This is a genomic window from Mesorhizobium sp. M0152 (assembly GCF_040322415.1).
Classification (GTDB): Bacteria; Pseudomonadota; Alphaproteobacteria; order Rhizobiales; family Rhizobiaceae; genus Mesorhizobium.
Genome location: NZ_JAMYTH010000007.1, coordinates 68,724 through 84,019 on the forward strand (window position 1 = coordinate 68,724; position 15,296 = coordinate 84,019).

The 15,296-nt window shown below is 64.4% G+C and carries 14 protein-coding genes; 12 read left to right on the forward strand and 2 right to left on the reverse strand.

Translation table 11 applies throughout. From position 1 onward, the window contains the following. The first annotated feature begins 107 nt into the window (after positions 1-107). From NKJ26_RS10000 to NKJ26_RS10040, 9 genes are all read left to right on the forward strand, one after another. Positions 108-1,355, forward strand: coding sequence for an ABC transporter substrate-binding protein (locus NKJ26_RS10000; protein WP_352695122.1), 1,248 nt, complete (start codon positions 108-110; stop codon positions 1,353-1,355). A gap of 142 nt (positions 1,356-1,497) precedes the next feature. Beyond that, a complete protein-coding gene (locus NKJ26_RS10005; protein ID WP_027023146.1) occupies positions 1,498-2,394 on the forward strand; it encodes a carbohydrate ABC transporter permease in 897 nt (298 codons plus the stop codon). A 2-nt stretch (positions 2,395-2,396) separates the two neighbouring features. Further along, complete coding sequence (locus NKJ26_RS10010) at positions 2,397-3,239, forward strand: carbohydrate ABC transporter permease (protein WP_352695123.1); 843 nt, start codon at positions 2,397-2,399, stop codon at positions 3,237-3,239. A 207-nt stretch (positions 3,240-3,446) separates the two neighbouring features. Beyond that, entirely contained in the window at positions 3,447-4,268 is an 822-nt protein-coding gene (locus NKJ26_RS10015; RefSeq protein ID WP_352695124.1) for a sugar phosphate isomerase/epimerase family protein, read from the forward strand. A 4-nt stretch (positions 4,269-4,272) separates the two neighbouring features. Continuing rightward, entirely contained in the window at positions 4,273-5,349 is a 1,077-nt protein-coding gene (locus tag NKJ26_RS10020) for a Gfo/Idh/MocA family protein (protein ID WP_352695125.1), read from the forward strand. Continuing rightward, positions 5,349-6,167 (forward strand): sugar phosphate isomerase/epimerase family protein, encoded by an 819-nt coding sequence (locus NKJ26_RS10025; RefSeq protein WP_352695126.1) that lies wholly within the window; start codon positions 5,349-5,351, stop codon positions 6,165-6,167. Before NKJ26_RS10020 ends, NKJ26_RS10025 begins: the two co-directional genes overlap by 1 nt. Continuing rightward, positions 6,167-6,997: an alpha/beta fold hydrolase gene (locus NKJ26_RS10030; RefSeq protein WP_352603869.1), complete on the forward strand. Its 831-nt coding sequence runs from the start codon at positions 6,167-6,169 to the stop codon at positions 6,995-6,997. The genes NKJ26_RS10025 and NKJ26_RS10030 overlap by 1 nt, the downstream gene beginning before the upstream one ends. Continuing rightward, positions 6,994-7,716, forward strand: coding sequence for a ribulose-phosphate 3-epimerase (locus tag NKJ26_RS10035; protein WP_352695127.1), 723 nt, complete (start codon positions 6,994-6,996; stop codon positions 7,714-7,716). Before NKJ26_RS10030 ends, NKJ26_RS10035 begins: the two co-directional genes overlap by 4 nt. After that, complete coding sequence (locus NKJ26_RS10040; RefSeq protein WP_352695128.1) at positions 7,713-8,735, forward strand: ROK family protein; 1,023 nt, start codon at positions 7,713-7,715, stop codon at positions 8,733-8,735. The genes NKJ26_RS10035 and NKJ26_RS10040 overlap by 4 nt, the downstream gene beginning before the upstream one ends. Positions 8,736-8,842: 107 nt before the next feature. Here the strand turns inward: NKJ26_RS10040 and NKJ26_RS10045 are convergent, their stop codons facing one another. Beyond that, positions 8,843-10,171 (reverse strand): dicarboxylate/amino acid:cation symporter, encoded by a 1,329-nt coding sequence (locus NKJ26_RS10045; RefSeq protein WP_352598923.1) that lies wholly within the window; start codon positions 10,169-10,171, stop codon positions 8,843-8,845. A gap of 318 nt (positions 10,172-10,489) precedes the next feature. On the opposite strand from NKJ26_RS10045, the gene NKJ26_RS10050 reads away from it, so the two are divergent. The 3 genes from NKJ26_RS10050 to NKJ26_RS10060 all read left to right on the forward strand — a co-directional run bounded on the left by NKJ26_RS10050 (position 10,490) and on the right by NKJ26_RS10060 (position 14,180). Further along, the gene (locus NKJ26_RS10050; protein WP_352695129.1) at positions 10,490-12,298 is read left to right on the forward strand and encodes a sensor histidine kinase; all 1,809 of its coding nucleotides are present in this window, start codon (positions 10,490-10,492) and stop codon (positions 12,296-12,298) included. After that, the gene (locus NKJ26_RS10055; RefSeq protein ID WP_352695130.1) at positions 12,295-13,686 is read left to right on the forward strand and encodes a sigma-54-dependent transcriptional regulator; all 1,392 of its coding nucleotides are present in this window, start codon (positions 12,295-12,297) and stop codon (positions 13,684-13,686) included. Before NKJ26_RS10050 ends, NKJ26_RS10055 begins: the two co-directional genes overlap by 4 nt. A 65-nt stretch (positions 13,687-13,751) precedes the next feature. Then, a complete protein-coding gene (locus NKJ26_RS10060) occupies positions 13,752-14,180 on the forward strand; it encodes a GNAT family N-acetyltransferase (protein WP_352695131.1) in 429 nt (142 codons plus the stop codon). Here the strand turns inward: NKJ26_RS10060 and NKJ26_RS10065 are convergent. Continuing rightward, a complete protein-coding gene (locus tag NKJ26_RS10065) occupies positions 14,177-15,292 on the reverse strand; it encodes an anhydro-N-acetylmuramic acid kinase (protein WP_352695132.1) in 1,116 nt (371 codons plus the stop codon). The two genes, NKJ26_RS10060 and NKJ26_RS10065, sit on opposite strands and share 4 nt — an antisense overlap. Between the last annotated feature and the right edge of the window lie 4 nt (positions 15,293-15,296).

Consider the following 15,296-nt stretch of genomic DNA (forward strand, 5'->3'; position numbering starts at 1 on the left):
TCGGCGACAAGACCCGCGGGAGAGGGTGAGGCGCCTGCATAAGAAGACTTCTGAATAAGCAGACGATCGGCCGCATTGTGCGGTCGATCCTAAAGAAGGAGGAGAAAATGACGTTTCGTATAAGACCCGCGATGCTGAAAATAGCCGCGGCCGCATGGTTGCTTGGTGCGACCGGCGCCATGGCGGATACGACGCTGGAATTCACCCAATGGTGGGAGCCCGAATTGCCGGCTGGCTCGCTCAGGGCAATCATGGATGACTTCGAGGCCGCAAACCCCGGAATCAAGGTGACGCTGGTCAGCGGCCCCTACGCGACCACGCGAGACCAGATCTCGGTTGGTGCTGCAACCGGAACGCTCAGCGACGTCGTCGGTCTCGACGGTGCCTGGGTGAACAATCTGAATGCGCAGAACGCACTCGCCGACATGAATCCGATGATGGATGCGAGCGGTTTCGACAAGGGCCAGGTCGCCGACATCATCAAGGTGGACGGCAAGGCAGTGATGTTTCCCGTGGCTTCCTTCGTCTATCCGGTCTTCGTGAATTTGGACCTCGCCGCCCAGGCAGGCGTGACCAAGCTGCCGTCGACCCGTGCGGAGTTTCTCGAAGCCGCCAAGAAGATGACGAACGCCGACAAGAACCAGTATGGCTGGGTGCTGCCCCTGTCGCTGCAAACGCCATCCGGCGTCCAGAACGACATGATGTCGTGGGTTTGGGCTTCGGGTCAGTCGATGATGGCGAACGGCAAGCCAGACCTTGAGAGCAAACCGGTGGTGGATATGCTCACCTTCGTCAAATCACTCAACGACGCCGGCACCATCTCGCCCGGCATCGCCACGAAGACCGAGCAGGAAAAGGTCGAGGAGTTCGTCAACGACCGCGTCGGGATGATGATCGACTCGCTCGCGCATGTGAACCTCATCCGCAAGCGCAATCCCAAGCTGAACTTCGACCTCATCCCGGTCCCGGTCGTGGAAAACTATACCGGCAAGCGCGGACTTCCCTATGCCTCCTGGGGCATCGGCATCTCTGCTGCCTCGAAACATCAGGAAGAGGCCTGGAAACTCGTCCAATATCTGATGAGTGAAAAGGTGAACGCCAAGCTCGTGTCGCTTGCAAACGCCTTCCCGGGCAACGTCAACGCCAAGCCCGATTTCGTGACCTCGGACAAGGCTTTCGGCAAGGCTTTCGAAATCTTCAAGACCGGTTATCTCGCCAATGAGTTCACCGGCCTGCCGGTGGCTGAAGACCTGATGACCCAGTTGGACGTGCAAGCCCAGAAGATGCTCGCCGGCGAGCAGTCTCCGGAACAAGCCGCAGCCACCACTCAGAAGGGCTGGATGGCGAAATTCTGATCGGCCTGTTCCCGTTTGCAATCTCCGACCGGGTGGCCTGGCTTCTGGCAGGCCACCCGGCAACAACGGATCGGCAATTCGAGATGGATGGATCTGTCTACGAAGCTTCCCTTCTCTTGAAGGCGTATTCCAAGGTTGGCACATGACCCGGCAAAAGCGCTCCCACCACAAGCTGAAACGAGCGGTCGCACCCTACCTCTATCTGTCGCCCTCGCTGCTCATAATCGGGCTTCTGATGCTGCTGCCGATGGTGACGGTGATTGCCTACTCGTTCCAGAACAGCGCGGTGCTGCGTCGTGACCCATCCTTTGCCGGACTGAAACACTACCAGGCGATCTTCGACGACCCCGTGTTCTGGGCTTCGCTGTGGCACACGCTCTACTTCACATGCATGAGTGTCATTTTCCACATGACCATCGGCATGCTCTTCGCGCTCATGCTGAACAGCGACCGCATCAATCCGACGCTGCGCAATATTCTGCGCGTTCTCTACATACTGCCCTGGCTGTTCACCGCGGTGATTATCGCCGTGATCTGGCGCCTCCTGCTTGAGCCGAACGGTGTCGTGAACAGCATTCTCATGCAAATCGGCATCATCGGTTCCAAGGTCGAATGGTTTTCCTCGCCCGAGACCGCGCTGCACGCCGTCACCTTCGCCAATATCTGGGCGGGTTATCCGCTCTTCATGGTCAGCCTGCTCGCTGGGTTGCAGGGCATTCCCAAGGATTTCTACGAGGCCGCCGATATCGACGGGGCGAAGGCCTACCAGAAGCTGATCTTCATCACCATCCCGCAGCTGATGCCGATCATCATCAGCATCTCGCTGCTCGACTTCATCTGGACCATGCAGGTCTTCCCGTTAATCTGGATAACGACGGGCGGTGGCCCGATCTACTCGACCGAGGTCCTCAGCACCTACACGTACAAGCTGGCGTTTTCGAGCTACAACCTGTCGCAGGCTTCGGCGAGCGCTGTGGTCATCTTGTTGATCTCTCTCGGCCTGACGCTGTTCTACATTCGCTATCAAAAGGCTCGGTAGTCATGAGGACAAGGCATACGCCGAAAGACAGGCTGATCACCGTCGCGCTCCATGCAGCGCTTGCAGCGGGGCTCTTTTTTGCAGCATTCCCGATCTACTGGATGCTGAGCAGTTCGTTCAAATCGAATACCGAAATCTTTGCCCTGCCACCAACCATCCTGCCAAAGGCCTTCACTCTGGAAGCGTATGCAGCCATCCTTGGCGACCCGGTAAAGCTGCGCTTCTTCTTCAACAGCTATTTCGTGGCGGGAGCGGTGACCGTGCTAACGGTGCTGATCGCCTTGCTGGCGGCCTACGGGTTCAGCCGCTTCAACTTCCGCGGCAAAGGCAGCCTGAACACACTCATCATCAGCACGCAGACCATTCCGCCGATCACGCTTTTGATCCCCTTCTTCGGGCTTGTCGTCTCATACGGTATCTTCGATACCTATGTCGCACTTATCCTGACTTACCTGGTTTTTACACTGCCGTACGCGATCCTGCTGATGACGGGATATCTGAACACCTTGCCCCGCGATCTCGATGAAGCCGTGGCTGTCGATGGCGGCACCAGTTGGACAGCGCTTTGGCAGGTGATTGTCCCGATTTCATTGCCTGGTATCGTGGCGACGTCCGTCTACACCTTCCTGTTGTGCTGGAACGAATTTCTCTTTGCGCTGACGCTGACGAAGTCGACGTCCATGCGCACCGTCCCGATCGGCATCCAGCTGTTGATGGGGCAGCACGCCTTCGAATGGAACCAGATGATGGCGATGAGCGTGCTCGGCTCGCTGCCGCTCTTGCTCATCTACCTCGTTGCCCAGAGGTACTTCCTCGCCGGCATGACCGCGGGCTCGGTCAAGTAGGATGTCCATCCCAAGGAGAACCGAAGGAGCAGGCCCCCGCGTGCCGCAATCGAATGATTGGGCCTGTCTGCCGGCAGGCGATATCGCCGCGGCCGCGGCCGTCGTCACCGTTCCGCCGACCGTGCTCGTGTTGCTCTTCCCGCACCACATCATCGAACGGCTGACGCAGGGCGCATCAAGAAATAGGCGGTATCAAGGAATGAAAGGATGAACGTGAAAGACCTCAAAGTCGGCTGCCAGACCTTCACCTGGGAAATGCTCGGCAAGGCCTGGACCGGCGGTCCCGACGATCTGCTGAGGGCGATCGCCGACGGCGGCTATGCCGGCATCGAGATCACCGACACCATGATCGGCCGCTACGCCGGCAAGCCGGCGGAATTCGCCACGGCGCTCGGGGCATCCGGCCTGACGCTGGTCTCCTTCGCCTTCGGTTCCAAGAGCGGTTTCACTTTGAAGGAAAAGATCGGCGACGACCTCGAAACTGCCAAGCGTTGGATCAACTTCGCCGCCGCCTTCCCAGGCGCGCTTGTCTCGATGGGCTCGGCGACCGTCGTCTCCGACGGGCCGCGCGACGACAAATTCGCCGTTGCGGCGGAGGTTTACAACAGGGCCGGCGAGCTCGGGCGCAAGGCCGGCGTCCAGGTCGCCGTGCATCCGAGTTCGCACCACAACACGCTGCTGTTCGACCGCGCCGACTACGACAGGATCTTTGCCTTGCTCGACCCCGATCTGGTCGGCTGGGTGCCCGATACCGGCCACATCCTGCGCGGCCACAAGGACATGTCCGATACGCTCACCACCCACCGCGACCGCATCCGCTACATCCACCTGAAGGACGTCGACGCCAAGGGCAATTGGGCCATGCTGGGTAAAGGGGTCTGCGACACGCGTGAGGTGATCGAGATCGCCGGCACCGCGCCGCGCTTCAACGGTTGGCTGGTGCTGGAAGAAGAATCCGACACGGCTGCCGCCGATCCTGCCGGCGCGGTCAAGACCAATCGCCAGACGATGCGCGGCTACGAGGCCTGAGACGATGATCAAGAAACAGGACAGACGGCTCAGGGTCGGCGTGCTCGGCTGCGGCCCCATCGCGCAGTTCGCGCACCTGGAATCCTGCGTCAAAGCAGGCAATGCCGACCTCTACGCCATATGCGACGCCGCGCCCGACCTGCTCGCCCGCATGGGCGCCACCTACGAGCCCGAAAAAATATATGGCGACTATGACGCGATGCTCGCCGATCCCGAACTGGAAGCGGTCATCGTCGCCACGTCGGACGCCTATCACGTGCCGATGTCAGTCAAGGCGCTCGAAGCCGGCAAGCATGTGCTGTGCGAAAAGCCGATCGGCACTTCGGTCGAGGAGGGCGAGGCGCTGGCGGCAGCGGTGAAGCGCTCCGGCAAGATCCTGCAGGTCGGCCACATGAAGCGCTTCGATCCGGCGCTGGAGGCGGCTCGCGACTTCGTGCGCGACGAAATGGGCGAGGTGCTGGCCCTGAAGGCCTGGTATTGCGATTCCACCCACCGCTACACCAACACTGATGCGGTGCAGCCGCTGCCGGTCACCAGCAAGCTCGCGAGGAAGCCTTCGGGCAATCCGAAGGCGGATCTCCGGCGATATTTCATGCTGGCGCATGGCTCACATCTCGTCGATACGGCGCGCTTCCTGTGCGGCGAGATCACCGCCGTGCGCGCCCGCCTCAACGAACGTTTCGGCGCCTATTGCTGGTTCGTCGAGACCGAGTTCGCCAGCGGCGCGCTCGGCCATCTCGATCTTACCGTCGCCGTGCGCATGGACTGGCACGAAGGTTTTCAGCTCTATGGCGAGAACGGTTCGGTGATCGCCAAGACCTTCAACCCCTGGTATTTCCGCGCCAGCGAGGTCGATATCTTCCACGAGAAGGACGCGACCTCGCGAAAACCGCTCGGCGCCGACGGCCATTTCTTCCGCCGCCAGTTGGAAGGTCTCGCCGACACGGTGCTGACAGGCGCGCCGATGCGCGGCGCCAATGTCGAGGACGGCATCGCCTCGATCCGCGCCATGGTGGCGATCGCGCGCTCGGTAGAGACGGGTGAACGGGTCGAACTCGCCCCGGTCTCGGGTGCGGTCTGATGCGTCTCGGTATCTTCGCCAAGACGTTTGCGGGCACCGAGCCGGCTGCCGTGCTGAAAGCCGTGCGGCAGGCGGGCTATGAGACGACGCAGTTCAATCTCGCCTGCGCGGGCCTGCCGTCGATGCCTGATGCCGTGCCTGATGCAGCCATTCAGGCCATCCGCGCCGCCGGGCAATCGACCGGTGTTTCGATCGTCGCGCTGTCCGGCACCTACAACATGGCGCATCCCGACAAGGCGGTCCGCGACGATGGGCTCCGGCGTCTCGCCGTCGTCATCGAGACGGCGGCGGCCCTCGGCATTCCGCTGGTGACCCTCTGCACCGGCTCGCGCAACGCCGCCGATCAATGGGCCTATCACCCCGACAATGCCACCCCGGCAGCCTGGTCCGACATGGCCGCCGAAATGGCGAAGGCGCTGGCGTTGGCCGAAAATGCCGGCGTCGATCTCGGCATCGAGCCCGAGCAGGCCAACATCGTCACCTCGGCGAAGGATGCGACGCGGCTGATCGCCGACTTGGGATCGAATCACCTCAAGATCGTGCTGGATCCGGCAAACCTCTTCGAGCACGCGACACCGGGCGAGGCGCGCGCCATCGTCGCCGCAGCGATCGACGAGGCCGCCGGCCACATCGTCATGGCGCACGCCAAGGACCGCCACGGTGACGGCCGCTTCGCCACCGCAGGACAAGGCATCGTCGATTTTCCAGATTTCGTCGCGCGGCTGAAGGCTGTGGGATTCGATGGCCCGCTTGTTACGCACGGACTGTCCGCCGACGAAGCCCCCGGCGTTGCCGCCTTCCTGCGGGGGCTGCTCTGATGGGGGTGGCGTCGGTCATGCTGCGCGACGATGCTGCGCTTCGGATATTCGACACGGGGCAGGGCGGGGTTCCCCTGGTCTTCCAGCATGGTCTCGGCGGTGATGCCGCCCAGGTGGCCCAGAACTTTCCCGACAGCCCATCACGTCGCCGGCTCACCGTCGAATGCCGGGCGCAAGGCGGTTCCGGCGCCGGCAGCCGCCGCCCCTTCTCGATCGCCATGTTCACCGACGACGTGCTGGCGGCCGCCGATGCGGCTGGCTTCGAACGCTTCGTCGCCGGCGGCATCTCTATGGGCGCGGCAATGGCGCTGCGGCTTGCAAGCCGTCACCCGGACCGCATCCTTGGCCTGGTGCTGGTGCGTCCTGCCTGGACCTTCGATGTGGCGCCGCAAAACATGCGCCCCTACGCCGAAGCGGCGGAACTCATCCGAAACCATCCGCTGGACGAAGCGCGCGACATCTTCGCGGCTTCCGCGACCGCGTCCCGGTTTCGCGACGAAGCGCCGGACAATCTCGCTTCGCTGCTTGGTTTCTTCGCGCGCGAAAACGCAACCGTCTTCGCCGAGGTGATGCAGGCGATCGCCAATGACGGGCCCGGTGTCACGCGGGCCGAAGCCGCCGGCCTCGCAATCCCCACTTTGGTCATCGGCTGCGGCATCGACCTCGTCCATCCGCTGGCGGCCGCTCGCAGCCTCGCCGACGCCATCCCCGATGCCGCCTTTGTCGAGGTGACGCCGAAGGCTGCCGACAAGGACCGCCACTTTGCCGAGATCCGTGCCGCTATCGGCGCCTTTCTCGACACAAATTTCAACCAACAGGACCAGTCATGATCTCGAAGCCACTCTCAGGCCCGGCCGCCATCGGCGCATTGCCGCGCGACCGCATGATCGCCGAATTCTCGCTCTGGTCGGCCGATCTCGCCAATTTCGAAAGCGACCTCAGGCGCATCGAGCCCTATGTCGACCTTCATCACGTCGACGTGGCGGACGGCCATTTCGCGCCGTCCTTCCTGTTCTTTCCCGATCTCGTCGCCCGCATCGCCAGGCTGACGGCGAAGCCCATCCACGTCCACCTGATGGTCGATGCCGACATCGTCGAGGCACAGACGCGCCAGTTCATCGAGGCGGGTGCCGACATGATCAGCGTCCATGCCGAAAACGGCGAGGCGGGTTTGCGCGCGGTTCGGTTGGCCCGTGAACTCGGCGCCGAAGCCGGCGTCGTGCTCCGGCTGGAGACGCCGGTCGAGACGGTGGCGCCTTTCGTCCCGGAAGTCGCTTTCGTCACGCTTCTCGGAACGGCGATCGGCGTCAAGGGCCAGGGCCTTTCGGACGAGGCCTGCGACAGGCTAGGCGCCGCCCGCGCTGTCTTGCGGAAAGCAGGACGTGAGGATGCCGTGGTGCTCGCGGCCGACGGCGGCATCCGCCACGAGACGGTGCCGCGGCTTCGCGCCGCCGGCGCCGAAACCGTGGTTCTTGGTTCGCTCGCCTTTGGCGACAAGGATCTGGCCGGCCGCATCGGCTGGCTGCATGGGTTGAAGGTCGCGGCATGAGCAACGAGGCCGCTCTCGCGATCGACCTTGGCGGCACCGAGCTTCGTGCCGCGCTGGTTGACCGTGACGGCAAGATCCTGGCGTTCGCTGCGGTGCCGACGCAGGCGCAGGCTGGCCCCGACGTGGTGATCGGCCAGATCGAGGCGCTGGCGGCGACCGTCCATGCCGAGGCACCGGCGCTCGCCATCCTTGGCGTCGGCGTCGGTGCGCCGGGACCGCTCGATCCGCTGGCCGGCATCGCGGTCGGCCCGCCGACACTCGCCGGCTGGCTGGACGTACCACTCGCCGACATTCTCGAACGGCGGCTCGGCCTGCCGGTGCGGCTGGAGAACGATGCCAATGCAGCGGCGCTCGGCGAATGGCGCTTCGGTGCCGGCCACGGCGCGCGCTCGCTGGTCTTCGTCACCGTCTCGACCGGTATCGGCGGCGGCGTCGTCGTCGACGGGCGCATCCTGCACGGTCGCCGCGGGCTTGCCGCCGAGATCGGCCACATGACCATTACCAATGAAGGTGAACGCTGCATGTGCGGCGCCGTCGGCTGCTTCGAGGCCATCGCCTCGGGCACAGCACTTGGCCGCCGCGCCAATGCCGCGACATCAGCCTTTGATGGCTCGACGCTGCGGCGCCTCTCGGCGGACGGTGAGGTGACCGGCCGCCACGTGGTCGAGGCGGCGCGGCTGCGGGACGATCTCGCTCTGGCCTTGCTGGAGGAGGAAGCCCGCTGGCTGGGCATCGGCTTCACCAACCTCTTGCATCTCTATTCGCCTGACGTGCTGGTCGTCGGCGGCGGCATCGCCAATGGCCTCGACCTCATGGCTCCGGCAATAGAGGCGACCATCAGGCAGCGGGCCATGCGTGCCTATCGCGACGTCCCCGTCGTCCAGGCCCAGCTTGGCCGCCACGCCGGGCTGGTCGGCGCCGCCAGCCTTGTCCTGTTCGATGACGGGGGTACTTTGGCGGCCCGCATGCCTGTCGGTCCAAGCACATATCCGAACACGAGGAGGGACTTCACCGGCTGAGCTCAGGCTGCGCGGCGTGCGCACGTCCCACAGCGATGCCGAGATAGCTCCAACGGCCGAAAGCGGCATGCTTCCGGCCGTCGGCATTGGCATTTGAACCGCGCAGCCTACTCGGCGGGAACGATGTCCGCCGGCAGGCTGTCGTCGGCCTTGCCCGCCAATGCGCTCGCCAGCTTGGCTTCGTCGAGTTCGCCTTCCCAGCGGGCGACAACCAGCGTGGCGACGGCGTTGCCGACGAAATTGGTCAGCGCCCGGCACTCCGACATGAAGCGGTCGACGCCGAGGATCAGCGCCATGCCGGCGACCGGCACCGACGGAACGACCGAAAGCGTGGCGGCAAGGGTGATGAAACCGGCGCCGGTGATGCCCGCGGCACCCTTGGACGAAAGCATCGCAACCAGCAGCAGCAGGATCTGGTCGCCGAAGGACAGATGGATGTTCGTCGCCTGCGCGATGAACAATGCCGCCAGCGTCATGTAGATGTTGGTGCCGTCGAGGTTGAAGGAATAGCCGGTCGGAATGACCAGCCCGACCACCGAACGCTTGGCGCCGGCCTTCTCCATCTTTTCCATCAGCGAGGGCAGGGCGGCTTCCGAAGAGGACGTTCCCAGCACCAGCAGCAGCTCTTCCTTGATGTAGCGGATCAGGGACAGGATGGAGAACCCGTTGTAGCGGCAGACCGCACCCAGCACGACGAACACGAACAGCAGCGACGTCACGTAGAAGGTGCCGACCAGCATTGCGAGGTTGATGACCGAGCCGATGCCGTATTTGCCGATGGTGAAGGCCATGGCGCCGAAAGCGCCGATGGGGGCCGCCTTCATCAACACGCTGACCAGCTTGAACATCGGCGCCATCAGCGCCTGCAGGAAGTTGAGCACCGGCGCGCCCCGGTCGCCGACCAGCGCCAGCGCGATGCCGAACAGAACCGAGAAGAACAGCACCTGCAGGATGTCGCCATCGGCGAAGGCGCCGACGATCGTCCCCGGGATGATGTTCATCAGGAAGCCGGTGACCGACTGGTCATGCGCTTTGGCCGCGTAGGTGTTGACAGTCGAGGCATCGAGCGTTGCCGGATCGATGTTGAAGCCGGCGCCCGGCTGCACGACATTGGCGACGACGAGGCCGATGATGAGGGCGAGCGTCGAGAAGGTGAGGAAATAGAGCATCGCCTTGCCGGCGACACGCCCGACCTTCTGCAGGTCTCTCATGCCGGCGATGCCGGTCGCCACCGTCAGGAAGATCACCGGGGCGATGATCATCTTGACCAGCTTGATGAAGGCGTCGCCAAGCGGCTTCATGCTCTCGCCGATCGACGGGTAGTAATGGCCGAGCAAGATGCCGACGGTGATGGCGACGAGTACCTGCACGTAGAGTTGGGCGTAGAAAGGCTTCCGCTGCGCGGCGGGCGCGCCTGATTGGTCTGCGATGTGCATCGAACTCTCCCTGGCCGGATGGACGGAATGCACCGCCCTGCGTGACTTCTCCCATCGCGGCGTTCCGGTCGCACGCCGCTGGGAACAACTTTTGCAAGCCCTGTGCCAGATCGGGGAAAGCCTGAAACCCCGGCATTTCGGCGCTTTTCGAGGTCCCGCCGAGAATACTTGTGCGGATTTCCGCACAGGCGACATTGTGCCTGGGCGGAATTTCGCATTAGAGTGGCCGGGCGAGGTCGCGACAAAAAATGGAGAGGGCAGACGCCGCAAGCAGGCACAGATAGCGGCTCCGCTTCCGGCAGTGACCTGCTGCGTGAGATGGCAGCCCGGCTGCGCGATGGCCGCTGGCTTGTCGTCGCGATCGCCCTCGCGGTCCTGACGGGTGCGATCGTCATTGCCGGGCGCATCGCCTCCGGCGAGGCGGCCGACAATCTGCGCGACACAGCGCTTGCCGCCCTGCCGCTGGCGGCGGGAACCCTAACCGGCGAAATCGAAAAGCAGCGCCTGGTGCCACTGGTGCTGGCACGCGACGATGCGGTGCGCGAGGCACTTCGCCGCGCCGGAAGAACGGAAGAAACGGCCCTCAACAACAAGCTCAGGGCGATTGCCGGCGATGCATCGGCGTCCGCCATCTATGTCATCGACACGTCAGGCATCGCCATATCAGCCAGCAATGCCGGCGAGCCGGCGAGCTTTGTCGGCATCGACTATAATTTTCGACATTACTTCAACGAAGCAATGGCGACGGGCGCCGCCAGCCAGTATGGCCTCGGCACGATCAGCGGCCGGCCGGGTCTTTATCTCGCCAGCCGGGTAGATGATGGCGACAAGCCGCTCGGCGTTGCGGTGCTGAAGGTCGAACTCGACAGCGTCGAAGCCAATTGGCGCTCCAGCGGCTTTCTCGTCTTCGTCACCGACGAACGCGGCGTGGTGCTGGCAACCAGCCAGCCCGAATGGCGGTTTCATGCGCTGGCGCCGTTGTCGGCACAGGACGCCGCCGCTGCCCACGAACAGCTGCAACTGCCCGATGCCGGCTTCGAACCGCTGCCGATACGGCGCGGTGCCGGTGATGGCCTGGCGACGATCGGCATTGCCGGAAAGCCGCGCCAGTTCGTCGAGGTGGTGCAGGATTTGCCGGGTGCGGTTCCCGGCTGGCGTTTGTGGCTGCTCACGCCAGCCGACGCCGCTCTCACCACCGCCGCCAACACGGCTCGGCTGACCACGCTGCTCGGGCTGCTGCTGACCGGATTGCTCGCCTTCATACTCACCCGGCGCCGGCGCGCTCGCCTGTTGCGGCAGGAGGCGCTGGCGCGCATGAACGTCGAGCTCGAGAGCCGGGTCAGCACGCGAACGGCCGAACTGACGCGCTCCAACACAGCACTGGCCGAGGAAATCGCCGAGCGCGAAAACGCCGAGGCCAAGGTCCGGGCGCTGCGCGACGATCTCGCCCAGGCCAACCGGCTCTCCATCCTCGGCCAGATCGCCGCCGGCGTGGCGCATGAGATCAATCAGCCGGTCGCCGCGATCCGCACTTACGCTGAAAATGCCGGGCGTTTTCTCGAACGCGGCAAGACGGTGCCGGCCAGCACCAACCTGACCTCGATCGTCTCGATGACCGAGCGCATCGGCGCGATCACCAGCACGTTGCGTACCTTCGCCCGCCGGCCCGGCGTTGCCGCCTCGCCGCTGCCGGTGCGCGAGGCGATCGACGGCGCGCTGTCGCTGCTGTCCGGCCGCATCCGCGATTCCGGCGTTACCATCGTCAAGCCGCGCGGCACCGCCTCGCCGATGGTGATGGCCAGCCGCATCCGGCTGGAGCAGATCCTGGTCAACCTGCTGCAGAACGCGCTGGACGCCATGAAGGACCAACCCGATCCCCGCATCGAGATCGAACTCGCCGAGCACGACGATCATGTGCTGATTTCGGTGCGCGACAATGGTCCCGGCCTCGGTCCGGAGGCGGCCGGCAATCTGTTCATGCCGTTCCAGACCACCAAGGAGAAGGGGCTGGGCCTCGGGCTGGTGATTTCGCAGGAGATCGCCCAGGAACTCGGCGGCACGCTGCGGTTCGATTCCGGCAGCGGCATCGGCGCATCCTTTACCATCGATTTGAGGCGGATTGAATGACAGAGGGATCACGGCTGGTGGCGCTCGTCGACGACGACGCGGACCTGCTTCACGCCACCACGCAATTGCTCGAGCTTGCCGGCTTTACAGTGATCGCGCTGGATGCCGCCGAGGCGGCGCTTGCCGTCGTCGATGGGAATTTCGACGGCGTGGTCGTCAGCGATATCCGCATGCCGGGCATGAACGGTTTGCAGCTGTTCGATCGGGTCAAGGCGATCGACCCCGATATACCGGTGATCCTGGTCACCGGGCATGGCGACGTCGATCTCGCCGTGGCGGCACTCAAGGACGGCGTCTACGATTTCATTTCCAAGCCCTATGCCGGCGACCGGCTTGTCGAGGCGTTGCGGCGGGCTTCGGAGAAGCGGCGGCTGGTCATGGAAAACCGGCGGCTGCGCGAAGCCGCCACGCAGGCCGCCGACGGCCTGCCGCTGATCGGCGAAGCACCCGCCATCCGGCGGCTGCGCGAGACCTTGCGCCAGATCGCCGACATGGATGTCGACGTGCTGGTGGAAGGGGAGACCGGAACCGGCAAGGAGGTGGTGGCGGACCTTCTGCACAGATGGGGGCGGCGGCGCGCGAAACCCTTCGTGGCGCTGAATTGCGGCGCGCTGCCCGAGACCGTCATAGAAAGCGAGCTGTTCGGCCATGAGGCTGGCGCATTCACCGGGGCGCAACGGCGGCGCATCGGCCGCATCGAGCATTCCAGCGGCGGCACGCTGTTCCTCGACGAGATCGAATCCATGCCGCCGGCCCTCCAGGTCAAGCTGCTGCGAGTGCTCGAAACGCGCAGCCTCACCCCGCTTGGCTCGAACGAGATCAGGCGTATCGATTTGAGGGTCGTCGCGGCGACGAAGGTCGATCTCGGCCGGCCAGACCAGCGCGGCGATTTTCGCGAGGATCTCTATTTTCGCCTCAACGTGGTGACGCTGCGCATCCCGCCGCTGCGCGAGCGGCGCGGCGACATTCCGATGCTGTTCGGGCATTTTCTCGGCAAGGCGGCGGAGCGGTTCGGCCGGCCCGTCGCGAAGGTGAACGCCGCGGTGAGCGACCACCTTCAGTCGCATGACTGGCCCGGCAATGTGCGCGAGCTCGCGCATTTTGCCGATCGCGTTGTGCTCGGTCTCGGCCCGGAAGACGAGACGAGGGCGATCCCCGCGCAATCGCCGGAGCCTGCGGCCACGTTGCCCGAACGGGTCGGCCACTACGAGGCGCAGCTCATCCGCGATGCGCTGCGCGATCATGGTGGCGATGTGCGCGGCGCCATCGATGCGCTCGGCGTGCCGCGCAAGACGTTCTACGACAAGCTCAAGCGCTACGGCATTGCCGCGTCCGAATTCCGCAATGGCGGCGGTCCGGATGCGCAACCTGTTCGGGAACAGACATAGAATTACGCAAGCGCCACCCTTCGTAAAGCTGGGCTCGCATCCAGCAGTTGATGTCGGAAAAAGCCATGAACACGACACTTGAAACAACCGCCGACCCCCTGCCGGAAGAACTCGCCTTTCTCGGCGAGCGCCTGACGGCGTTCAACGACGGCGATGTCGGTGCATCGGGAAAAAAGGCCCTGGCGGTGTTCGTGCGCGATGATGCCGGAGCGATCGTCGCCGGTATTTCGGGCTACACCGCCTGGGGCTGGCTCTACGTGCAGTGGCTGTGGGTCGATGAAAAGCTGCGCGGCCAGCACATGACCGGCAAGATGCTGGACGCGGCCGAACAGGAAGCCGTGGCGCGCGGATGTAAAAATGCCTGGATCGACACTTTCAATCCGAACGCCGCCAGGGTCTATCAGCGCCAGGGTTATCAGCCCTTCGGCACGCTTGCCGATTTCCCCGTCGGCCGCAGCCGCATCTTCCTGCGGAAGACGCTGTCTGGGGCTTAGCCGGCGAGGCGTCCGCCACGCATCGGCTGTGGTGCGCCGGTGGTGCTCGGGAAGCTGATAGGCAGGCCGCGCAGCACGCGAACCGCGAGGAAGGCAAAGCACTCTGCTTCCACAGCGTCGCCGCTCCAGCCGAGGCTTTCGGCCTGCACCACCTCGACGCCGGCGCGGCTGGCGAGCATCGCCATCATCGTCGGGTTGTGGCGGCCGCCGCCGCTGACCACCAGCTTTTTCGGCCGGCTCGGCAGAAGGTCGAGCGCCTTGCCGACTGCGGCAGCCGTGAAGGCGGTCAACAGGGCCGCGCCATCCTCGGCGTTCAGGCCGTCCGCCATCGCGGCGCCGAAGTCGAAACGATCCAGCGATTTGGGGTATGGCTTGGTCAGATAGGGGTGCTGCAAGAGCTTGGCGAGACGGGCCTCGTCGACCTTGCCCGCATGGCCAAGCGCGCCGTCGCGGTCCATTTCGCCGAGCCCCTTCGACTTGATGAAATCGTTGAGCGGGGCGTTGGCGGGGCCGGTGTCGAAGGCAACGACATTGTCGGCGCCATCCCACCAGGTGATGTTGGCGACGCCGCCGAGATTGAGCACGGCCACCTCGCCGCTGGCGCCGGCGCTGCGCATCAACGCGGTGTGATAAGCGGCCGCCAAAGGCGCGCCCTGTCCGCCGGCGCGTATGTCGGCAGAGCGGAAATCATAGGCAACCTTGGTGCCGAGGATCGCATGCATCAGTTCGCCATCGCCGAGCTGCCGGGTTTGGCCGAGCCGGCCGATTTGCGGCGCGCGATGCAGCACTGTCTGGCCGTGGAAGCCGACGACGCCGATGTCCGCCATCGTCATCCCATAGCCTTCGACCAGTTCCCTGACCGCCGCCGATTGCGCGCGCGTCAGCGCCTCCTCGGCCTCGCGGAAGATCGCCGGCTCCGGCCCGGTGAAGTTCCAGGCCCTTGCTTGCCTCAGCGTCTCTTCCAGCAGGGAGCGGATCGACGGGGGGTAGGGCATCAGCCGGTAGGTGCCGAAATCGTCGATCCGTTCGCCGTCGGTCTTGATCAGCGCGACATCGATGTTGCCGTCGAGCACGGTGCCGGTCATCAGGCCCACGGCCCAGATTGGTTCCATGATC

Bases quoted from the DNA above. Each gene is read 5' to 3' on its own strand.
- NKJ26_RS10000 (WP_352695122.1), top strand. From the start codon at position 108: ATGACGTTTCGTATAAGACCCGCGATGCTGAAAATAGCCGCGGCCGCA.
- NKJ26_RS10005 (WP_027023146.1), top strand. From the start codon at position 1,498: ATGACCCGGCAAAAGCGCTCCCACCACAAGCTGAAACGAGCGGTCGCA.
- NKJ26_RS10010 (WP_352695123.1), top strand. From the start codon at position 2,397: ATGAGGACAAGGCATACGCCGAAAGACAGGCTGATCACCGTCGCGCTC.
- NKJ26_RS10015 (WP_352695124.1), top strand. From the start codon at position 3,447: ATGAACGTGAAAGACCTCAAAGTCGGCTGCCAGACCTTCACCTGGGAA.
- NKJ26_RS10020 (WP_352695125.1), top strand. From the start codon at position 4,273: ATGATCAAGAAACAGGACAGACGGCTCAGGGTCGGCGTGCTCGGCTGC.
- NKJ26_RS10025 (WP_352695126.1), top strand. From the start codon at position 5,349: ATGCGTCTCGGTATCTTCGCCAAGACGTTTGCGGGCACCGAGCCGGCT.
- NKJ26_RS10030 (WP_352603869.1), top strand. From the start codon at position 6,167: ATGGGGGTGGCGTCGGTCATGCTGCGCGACGATGCTGCGCTTCGGATA.
- NKJ26_RS10035 (WP_352695127.1), top strand. From the start codon at position 6,994: ATGATCTCGAAGCCACTCTCAGGCCCGGCCGCCATCGGCGCATTGCCG.
- NKJ26_RS10040 (WP_352695128.1), top strand. From the start codon at position 7,713: ATGAGCAACGAGGCCGCTCTCGCGATCGACCTTGGCGGCACCGAGCTT.
- NKJ26_RS10045 (WP_352598923.1), bottom strand. From the start codon at position 10,171: ATGCACATCGCAGACCAATCAGGCGCGCCCGCCGCGCAGCGGAAGCCT.
- NKJ26_RS10050 (WP_352695129.1), top strand. From the start codon at position 10,490: ATGGCAGCCCGGCTGCGCGATGGCCGCTGGCTTGTCGTCGCGATCGCC.
- NKJ26_RS10055 (WP_352695130.1), top strand. From the start codon at position 12,295: ATGACAGAGGGATCACGGCTGGTGGCGCTCGTCGACGACGACGCGGAC.
- NKJ26_RS10060 (WP_352695131.1), top strand. From the start codon at position 13,752: ATGAACACGACACTTGAAACAACCGCCGACCCCCTGCCGGAAGAACTC.
- NKJ26_RS10065 (WP_352695132.1), bottom strand. From the start codon at position 15,292: ATGGAACCAATCTGGGCCGTGGGCCTGATGACCGGCACCGTGCTCGAC.